General features: G+C 63.0%; 9 protein-coding genes and 1 pseudogene. 4 read left to right on the top strand and 6 right to left on the bottom strand.

Going from position 1 to position 7825, the window contains the following annotated elements; genetic code table 11:
- Positions 1 to 380: pseudogene (locus tag EOA33_RS17235) on the bottom strand (RNA degradosome polyphosphate kinase); the annotation flags it as partial.
- A gap of 252 nt (positions 381 to 632) precedes the next feature.
- On the opposite strand from EOA33_RS17235, the gene EOA33_RS17230 reads away from it, so the two are divergent.
- The 4 genes from EOA33_RS17230 to EOA33_RS17215 all read left to right on the top strand — a co-directional run bounded on the left by EOA33_RS17230 (position 633) and on the right by EOA33_RS17215 (position 2784).
- On the top strand, positions 633 to 878 hold the full coding sequence (locus tag EOA33_RS17230) for a zinc-finger domain-containing protein (RefSeq protein ID WP_126055162.1): 246 nt from the start codon (positions 633 to 635) through the stop codon (positions 876 to 878).
- 13 nt (positions 879 to 891) lie between these two features.
- Positions 892 to 2118 (top strand): FAD-dependent monooxygenase, encoded by a 1227-nt coding sequence (locus EOA33_RS17225; protein ID WP_127406141.1) that lies wholly within the window; start codon positions 892 to 894, stop codon positions 2116 to 2118.
- A gap of 65 nt (positions 2119 to 2183) precedes the next feature.
- The gene (locus EOA33_RS17220) at positions 2184 to 2483 is read left to right on the top strand and encodes a BrnT family toxin (RefSeq protein ID WP_127406140.1); all 300 of its coding nucleotides are present in this window, start codon (positions 2184 to 2186) and stop codon (positions 2481 to 2483) included.
- A complete protein-coding gene (locus tag EOA33_RS17215) occupies positions 2461 to 2784 on the top strand; it encodes a BrnA antitoxin family protein (RefSeq protein WP_126055164.1) in 324 nt (107 codons plus the stop codon). Before EOA33_RS17220 ends, EOA33_RS17215 begins: the two co-directional genes overlap by 23 nt.
- On the opposite strand, the gene EOA33_RS17210 is transcribed toward EOA33_RS17215, so the two are convergent.
- From EOA33_RS17210 to EOA33_RS17190, 5 genes are all read right to left on the bottom strand, one after another.
- Positions 2785 to 3450, bottom strand: coding sequence for a TIGR02117 family protein (locus EOA33_RS17210; protein WP_127406139.1), 666 nt, complete (start codon positions 3448 to 3450; stop codon positions 2785 to 2787). It abuts the gene before it with no gap.
- 100 nt (positions 3451 to 3550) lie between these two features.
- Positions 3551 to 4354: an amino acid ABC transporter ATP-binding protein gene (locus EOA33_RS17205; protein WP_126055166.1), complete on the bottom strand. Its 804-nt coding sequence runs from the start codon at positions 4352 to 4354 to the stop codon at positions 3551 to 3553.
- Positions 4355 to 4429: 75 nt separating this feature from the next.
- Positions 4430 to 5587, bottom strand: coding sequence for an amino acid ABC transporter permease (locus EOA33_RS17200; RefSeq protein WP_126055167.1), 1158 nt, complete (start codon positions 5585 to 5587; stop codon positions 4430 to 4432).
- A 4-nt stretch (positions 5588 to 5591) separates the two neighbouring features.
- Positions 5592 to 6779 carry an amino acid ABC transporter permease gene (locus EOA33_RS17195; RefSeq protein ID WP_127406138.1) on the bottom strand — a complete coding sequence of 396 codons (1188 nt, stop codon included), beginning with the start codon at positions 6777 to 6779 and terminating at the stop codon, positions 5592 to 5594.
- A 63-nt stretch (positions 6780 to 6842) separates the two neighbouring features.
- The coding region (locus tag EOA33_RS17190; protein ID WP_145989173.1) for an amino acid ABC transporter substrate-binding protein at positions 6843 to 7825 on the bottom strand (983 nt) is incomplete at its 5' end.

The following is a 7825-nucleotide window of genomic DNA, read 5'->3' as shown; positions in this document are numbered from 1 at the left end:
TCCTTGTTGAGCAGCTGCATCAGCGACGACAGGCTTTTCTGCTGGTCCTCCTGCAGGCGCTCGACCTCGCGCAGCAATTGTTCGAGCTGCTGCTCCGGCGTGCGGCCGTCCGGGCTCTTCAGGACGATGCCCTCGCGCACCTGGCCTGCCAGGCCCGCGACACGGACCATGAAGAACTCGTCGAGATTGCCGGCCGAGATCGACAGGAAGCGGATCCGCTCCAGAAGCGGATGGTGCGGGTTCAGCGATTCCTCCAGTACGCGCCGGTTGAACTGCAGCCAGGAGAATTCGCGGTTGACGAAGCGATCGGGATTGCCGCTCTCGGCACTTGCCGCCTCGATGGTGATGAATTCGCTGTGCACCGGCTTCAGTTCGTTCATGATTCCCGCTCTTGTCCTGCGCCCATCGCTTTGAAGCGCTGCATTCCGGATGGGCTACGGACGCTCTAACATGTTTTTGTGACGCACGATCCCTCACGAATCCCGCAGCGATCCAGGGTCATGCGCTTAACCGGCTCAACTTATCCTCTGACAGGCTTTTGCGACAGTTTCATTTCATCGATCTTGCAAACAGGCCGGTTATGATCCAGATGCAGACTGGCCGAAACAAGCCGAGACCAATTGGAGACGACGATGGCAGGCGGTTCCATTCCCCATTTCCAGAACGATGCGGGCCATCCGGCGATCGACATCGGCGTCAAGGAATTCATGTGCACGGGCGCCAACCCGCCCTTCGACCATCCGCACGTGTTCCTCGACATGGGCGACGACAATGAGAAGGTCTGCCCCTATTGCTCGACGCTCTTCCGCTATTCGGCGAAACTGAAGGCGACCGAAACGGTCCCCGCGGGCTGCCTCTATATCGACCAGGCCGCCTGATCCTCTTCCGACGATGAGCGAGGCGCGGTCCCGGCAGGTCGTCATCGCCGGGGCCGGCATAGCAGGACTGACGGCGGCGCTTGCCTTCGCCGAGCGCGGCTATCCCGTAACGGTGTTCGAACAGGCCAGGCAACTCGAGGCAGCCGGCGCCGGTATCCAGCTTTCTCCCAATGCGACGCGAATCCTCAGGCAGCTCGGCGTGCTGGAGCGGCTCCTGCCGCATGCAGTGCGGCCGGAGGCGGTGGTGCTCAAGGATGCCGCCGCGCTCAGGGACCTGGGACGCGTGCCGCTCGGACAGGCCGCCGAGAGCCGCTGGGGAGCGCCCTATCTTGCCGCCCATCGCGCCGACGTGCAGGCGGCGCTGACGGCGCAGGTGACGGAACGCCCGGATGTCGAGCTCGTCACCGGCGCGCGGGTGACCGGCGTCGCCGCCGGACCGCAGGGCATTGCCGTGACGGCTGAAACGGACGGCCGCACGATCGAGGCCAGCGGCCAATTGCTGGTCGGCGCCGATGGTGTCTGGTCGTCGATTCGCGAGAACCTCGCCGGCAAGCAGCCCGGCTTCGGCAAAAGCCGCTTCTCGGGCGAACTCGCCTGGCGCGCCACGGTCGCGGCGGAGAGCGCCGCAGGAAAGGCCTTTGCGACGATCGGCGCCGCGGACAGCGTCACCACCTTCCTCCATCCCGGTTTCCACCTGGTGGCCTATCCGGTAAGCCAAGGCAGCGCCTTCAACCTCGCGGCCTTCACCAAGGGCGAGCGCATCGCGGAAGGCTGGTCCGGCCATGCCGACCCGGCCATCCTCTCGGGCGCCATGCGCGGCACGGCACCGGCGCTGGCAAGGCTGGTCGCGCTGGCCGGCCCGTGGACGGCGTTTCCGATCCACACGGTCGAGCAACAGCGCTGGACGATGCAAGACGGGATCGCGCTCATCGGCGATGCAGCGCATGCAATGACGCCGTTCGCGGCGCAGGGCGCCGCCATGGGAATAGAAGACGCCGCCATGCTTGCCGGCGTGATCGCCGACTTCCCTGCCGACTTGCGACAGGGGCTTGCCACCTGGGAGAGCCTCAGGCGGCCGCGCGTCGAGAAGGTGCTGAGGCGCGGCGCGCTCAACCGGCTTGCCTGGCACGCCTGGGGGCCGGTGGCGATCGCGCGCAACCTGGTGCTGGCGACGCGGCCGGCGGAGAAACTCGCGGCGGATCTGGACTGGCTGTACGGGTGGGAGGTTGTGAGGCGGTAGGACTTTGGGACCCGCCGCCCTTGACGTAATGACTATTTGTAGTTACATTTTTGCGGTTACACCACATGGCAGAATTGCGATTTGAATGGGATACGGAAAAGGCTAGGTCAAATCTGCGCAAACATGGCGTGAGTTTTGAAACTGCCGTTCGCGTTTTCTCAGATCCCTTCGCGCTGGTGGAGCAGGACAGAGTCGAGGATGGCGAATACCGCTGGCAGACGACAGGTGTGATTGATGGCGAGCTTGTATTGTTGGTTGCTCATGCCGACCGGGAAGAAGATGGGATAGAGGTGATCCGGATCATTTCCGCGCGGCGCGCCATGCAGGGAGAAAGAAGACGTTATGCGCAAAGTCGTTCGATATAATTTTGACCCGACAAATCCGCCCCCGCTGACGGAAGCCCAGAAGTCAGAAATCGCGGCTTTGAAGGCGCGCCCGGAGAACGATGTCGATACAAGTGATATCCCAGAACTAGCGCAAGAGTTCTGGCAGAACGCTGTTCGAAATCCGTACTTCAAACCGATCAAGCAGCAGCTGACTCTTCGTCTCGATTCCGATCTCGTTGCCTGGTTCAAGAGGCACACGCCAGATGGGCGCGGCTATCAAAGCGCTATCAACAAGGCATTGCGCGAATATGTGACGAAGCGGGGCCGTAAAGCCGGCTAGCTAATCATACAACCTCATCGACCACCCCAGCGACACCGGCAGCGGGTTCCACCAGCCGGTGCGCAGGCCGGCGGTGCGCAGCGCGGCCGCCGTCCAGGTGTTGCAGCCGACCAGCGCGTTGAAATGGCCGTTGGCCTCGTAGAAGCGGTCGAAGCGGGAATAGCCCGCATTGTCGATGACCATCGGGCCGTCCGGTCCCCGGCGGAAGCTCGCCGCGATGTAGTCGAGGAGCGCGGCGAAGCGATCCTCGCCGATGTCGAAGCCAGCGACGTCGGAATGCGGCTCGGCAATCGTGCCGGCGACGTCGACATGCATCACCGAGGCGTCCAGCATCAGCGCCTTGAGGACCGGCACCGCCTTGACCTGCGACCACCTCGGCGTTTCCAGGTAGAAGGCACGACCGCCCCAGCCGAAGACGATATAGCGGACCTCGGGAGCATCGGCGGGAATGCCGGCATCGGTGAGGAAATGGAAGCGCCGGCGCACCTCCTCATCGGCGGGGATGGCGATATCGGTGTGGATCGGGTTGCTCAGCACCAGTATGTGCCTGCTGCCCTCGCCCGCGGCGGCCGCCGGCCAAAGCGGGCGCGGTACCAGCGTGCCGAGCGCCGCGGCAAGCACGATGGCGGCCAGCAGGCCAACAAGGAGACGCCAGACCTTTCTCAACGATGACACCTTTGCGGCCTCACGACAGATAGCGTCGGGCGGTGCACATGAAAAAAGCCCGGCCGCATTGCGGCCGGGCTCTCCCAACGGCGTGGAAAAATCAATGCAGGATCTGCGACAGGAAGAGCTTCGTGCGCTCGTGGCGCGGGTGGTCGAAGAACTCGGCCGGCGTGTTCTGCTCGACGATCTGGCCCTGATCCATGAAGATCACCCGGTTGGCGACCTTGCGGGCAAAACCCATCTCATGGGTGACGCAAAGCATGGTCATGCCTTCCTCGGCCAGACCCACCATCGTCTCCAGCACTTCCTTGATCATTTCGGGATCGAGCGCCGAGGTCGGCTCGTCGAACAGCATGATGCGCGGGTTCATGCACAGCGAGCGGGCGATCGCCACGCGCTGCTGCTGGCCGCCGGAGAGCTGACCGGGATATTTGTTGGCCTGCTCCGGGATTTTCACGCGCTTCAAGAAATGCATGGCGATCTCTTCCGCCTGCTTCTTCGGCGTCTTGCGCACCCAGATCGGCGCCAGCGTGCAGTTCTCCAGGATCGTCAGATGCGGGAACAGGTTGAAGTGCTGAAACACCATTCCGACCTCGCGGCGCACCTCGTCGATCTTCTTCAGATCGTTGGTCAGTTCCTTGCCGTCGACGATGATCTTGCCCTTCTGGTGCTCCTCCAGCCGGTTGATGCAGCGGATCATGGTCGACTTGCCGGAGCCGGACGGGCCGCAGATAACGATACGCTCGCCGCGCATCACCTTCAGATTGATATCTTTCAGCACATGGAACTCGCCGTACCATTTGTGCATGCCGACGATGTCGATGGCGACATCGGTGGTCGAGATGTGCATCTTCTTGGCATCGACCTTGAGGTCTTCCGCGCTGACGGCGTTTTCGGTGGTCATGGCCAATTCCCCTTATCGTTGTGTTTGATGCATGTCGTTACCCCAAAACCGCTAAACACTTTTGGGCGACATGCATCAGCGTTTGTAGCCGGTGTCGAGCCGGCGTTCCGTGTACATTGAATAGCGCGACATACCGAAGCAGAACAGCCAGAACACGAAAGCGGCGAACACCAGGCCGGACTTCGCGGTCTGCGGTGTCGCCCAATTGGCGTCGGAGAAGTTCTGCTTGACGACGCCGAGCAGGTCGAACATCGAGATGATCAGCACCAGGCTGGTGTCCTTGAACATGCCGATGAAGGTGTTGACGATGCCGGGGATAACCAGCTTCAGCGCCTGCGGCAGCACGATCAGCCCCATCTTCTGCCAGTAGCCGAGGCCGAGCGAATCGGCGCCTTCGTACTGCCCTTTCGGGATCGCCTGCAGGCCGCCGCGCACCACCTCCGCCATATAGGCGGCGGCAAACAGCGACACACCGATCAGAGCCCTCAGGAACTTGTCGAAGGTGACGCCCTCCGGCAGGAACAACGGCAGCATGACGCTGACGAAGAACAGCACCGTGATCAGCGGAATGCCACGCACCGTCTCGATGAAGATCACGCACAGCATCTTGATGATCGGCATCTTTGAGCGCCGACCGAGCGCCAGCACCGTGCCAAGCGGCAGCGAGACAGCGATGCCGACGAAGGACAGGCTGAGCGTGACCAGCAGACCACCCCACAGCGAGGTCTCGACATGCGGCAGGCCGAACACGCCGCCGAGCAGCAGGAAGAACGAGACGATCGGCAGAACCAGGAAAAGCAAGATGGCGTTCAGCCCCTTGCGTGGCACGCGCGGGATCAGCATCGGCACCAGCAGCGCCACGAACAGGATGGCGACGAGGATCGGCCGCCAGCGCTCCTCGATCGGATAGCGGCCGAACATGAACTGGCCGAACTTGGCGTTGACGAAGGCCCAGCAGGCGCCGCTCCAGCCGTCCGGCTGGATGCCGCCCTGCGAGACGGTGGCGCAGACGGTGCGGTCCGAACCCGTCCACTGGGCGCTGAGCAGGGCCCAGTTTATGACCTGCGGCAGGATCCAGGCGACGATGAGAATGCCGAGGATGGTCAGGATGGTGTCGCCGGGGGTGGCGATCAGGTTCTTGCGTACCCAGGCATAGAGCCCGCGTTCGCTTGGCGGCGCCGGCTGGGCAAGAGCCATCTCGGTGCGCACCCAGGACATATCGTGTTCCTGCATGACCCTACCTCTCCACCAGTGCCATTCTGGCGTTGACGACGTTCATGACCGCGGAGGTCACGAGGCTCAGCACCAGATAGGCGATCATCATGATCAGCACGCCCTCCACCGCCTGGCCGGTCTGGTTGAGCACCGTGCCGGCGGTGGCGGTGAGATCGGGATAGCCGATGGCGATCGCCAGCGAGGAGTTCTTGGTCAGGTTGAGATACTGGCTGGTCAGCGGCGGGATGACGATGCGCATGGCCTGCGGCACCACGACCAGCCGCAGGATCGGGCCTGAGCGCAGCCCCAGCGCCCCGGCCGCCTCGGTCTGGCCTCTGCTGACGCCCCTGATACCGGCACGCACGATCTCGGCGATGAAGGCCGCCGTGTAGCAGGACAGCGCCAGATAGAGCGAAAGGAATTCCGGCTTGACCTGGAAGCCGCCAGTCAGGTTGAAGGTCGATTGCTTCGGAAAATCAAAGCTCAGCGGGAAGCCGCTGAGAGTGTAGGCAAGCAGCGGCAGGCCGGCGATCAGCGCTATCGAAGTCCAGAACACCGGGAATTGCTGACCGGTTGTCATCTGCCGCTGGCGTGCCGTACGGGCGACGAACCAAGCCATGGCGAGGCCGAGGAGGAAGGCGACCAGGATCAGCCAGGAGCCGTCACCCCATATGGCGCGCGGGAAATAGAAGCCGCGCTGGTTGAGGAAGGAGCCGAAGGGCAGGTTGTAGCTCTCGCGCGGCGGCGGCAGCACGGCGAGCACGCCGGAATACCAGAAGAAGATGACCAGCAACGGCGGGATGTTGCGGAAGATTTCGACATAGACCGTGCAGATCTTGCGGATCAGCCAGTTCTGCGACAGACGACCGATGCCGACGATGAAGCCGATGATCGTGGCGGTGATGATGCCGGCGACGGCGACGATGATCGTGTTGATCAGCCCGACAATAATGGCGCGGCCATAGGTCGAGTCCGACGTGTATGCGATCGGTGTGTCCGAGATGTCGAAGCCGGCGCGTCCCTTGAGGAAGCCGAAGCCGGAGGCGATATGCAGACGTGCCAGATTGTCGATGACGTTCTGCACGATCCACCAGACCGAGCCGAACAGAATGACGATTACCAGCGTCTGGAAGAAGAGGCTGCGTACCTTAGGGTCATTGATGAAGGAAGCCCTGCTCGGCTCCTCGCGAAGGATTTCCTGCGATGCCATGCGACCGTCCCCTGGAAAGAGAAACCGGGAGGCAGACAACCTGCCTCCCGGATCACATTTCGATCAGCGGATCGGCGGAGCGTATTGCAGACCGCCTTTGGTCCAGAGCGCGTTGATGCCGCGCGCGATCTTGAGCGGGCTGCCCGAGCCGACGTTACGCTCGAACACTTCGCCGTAATTGCCGACAGCCTTGACGATATTCACGACCCAGTCGTTGGAGACGCCGAGATCGGTGCCGATCTTGGTGTCCGCCTCCTGGCCGAGCACGCGCTTGATCTCAGGATTGTCGGAGGCCTTCATCTCCTCGACATTGGCCTTGGTGATGCCGAGTTCCTCGGCGTCGAGCAGCGCGAAATAGGTCCACTTGACGATGTGGTACCACTGGTCGTCGCCCTGGCGCACGGCCGGGCCGAGCGGCTCCTTGGAGATGATCTCGGGCAACACGACGTGGTCGGCCGGGGCGCCCAGCGTCAGGCGGATGCCGTAGAGGCCCGACTGGTCGGTGGTGTAGACGTCGCAGCGGCCGGCGTCATAGGCGGCGTTGACCTCTTCCAGCTTCTCGAACACGACGGGGTTGTACTCCATCTTGTTCGACTTGAAGTAGTCGGCAAGGTTGAGCTCGGTCGTGGTGCCGCTCTGCACGCAGACGGCGGCGCCCGAAAGCTGCAGCGCCGAATTCACGCCGGGCAGCTTCTTGGCGTTGATCATGAAGCCCTGGCCGTCATAGTAGGTGGTGCCGATGAAGTTCAGGCCGAGCGCGGTGTCGCGGTTGATCGTCCAGGTGGTGTTGCGCGACAGGATGTCGACCTCGCCCGACTGCAGCGCGGTGAAGCGTTCCTTGGCGCTGAGCGGCGTGAACTTGACCTTGGAGCCGTCACCGAAGACGGCGGCCGCGACGGCGCGGCAGAAATCGGCGTCGATGCCCTGCCAGTCACCCTTGTCGTCCGGCGCCGAGAAGCCGGCCAGACCGGTCGAGACGCCGCACTGGATGAAGCCCTTCTGCTTGACGGTGTCGAGCGTGCCGGCCGAAGCCGCCGATGCTGTAA

This window comes from Mesorhizobium sp. M4A.F.Ca.ET.050.02.1.1, assembly GCF_003997725.1.
GTDB lineage: Bacteria > Pseudomonadota > Alphaproteobacteria > Rhizobiales > Rhizobiaceae > Mesorhizobium.
Note: the sequence above shows the minus strand (reverse complement) of the source record. Positions and strands in the feature narration are given on the sequence as shown.

Bases quoted from the DNA above. Each gene is read 5' to 3' on its own strand.
- EOA33_RS17220 (WP_127406140.1), top strand. From the start codon at position 2,184: ATGGCAGAATTGCGATTTGAATGGGATACGGAAAAGGCTAGGTCAAAT.
- EOA33_RS17225 (WP_127406141.1), top strand. From the start codon at position 892: ATGAGCGAGGCGCGGTCCCGGCAGGTCGTCATCGCCGGGGCCGGCATA.
- EOA33_RS17230 (WP_126055162.1), top strand. From the start codon at position 633: ATGGCAGGCGGTTCCATTCCCCATTTCCAGAACGATGCGGGCCATCCG.
- EOA33_RS17205 (WP_126055166.1), bottom strand. From the start codon at position 4,354: ATGACCACCGAAAACGCCGTCAGCGCGGAAGACCTCAAGGTCGATGCC.
- EOA33_RS17200 (WP_126055167.1), bottom strand. From the start codon at position 5,587: ATGCAGGAACACGATATGTCCTGGGTGCGCACCGAGATGGCTCTTGCC.
- EOA33_RS17195 (WP_127406138.1), bottom strand. From the start codon at position 6,779: ATGGCATCGCAGGAAATCCTTCGCGAGGAGCCGAGCAGGGCTTCCTTC.
- EOA33_RS17215 (WP_126055164.1), top strand. From the start codon at position 2,461: ATGCGCAAAGTCGTTCGATATAATTTTGACCCGACAAATCCGCCCCCG.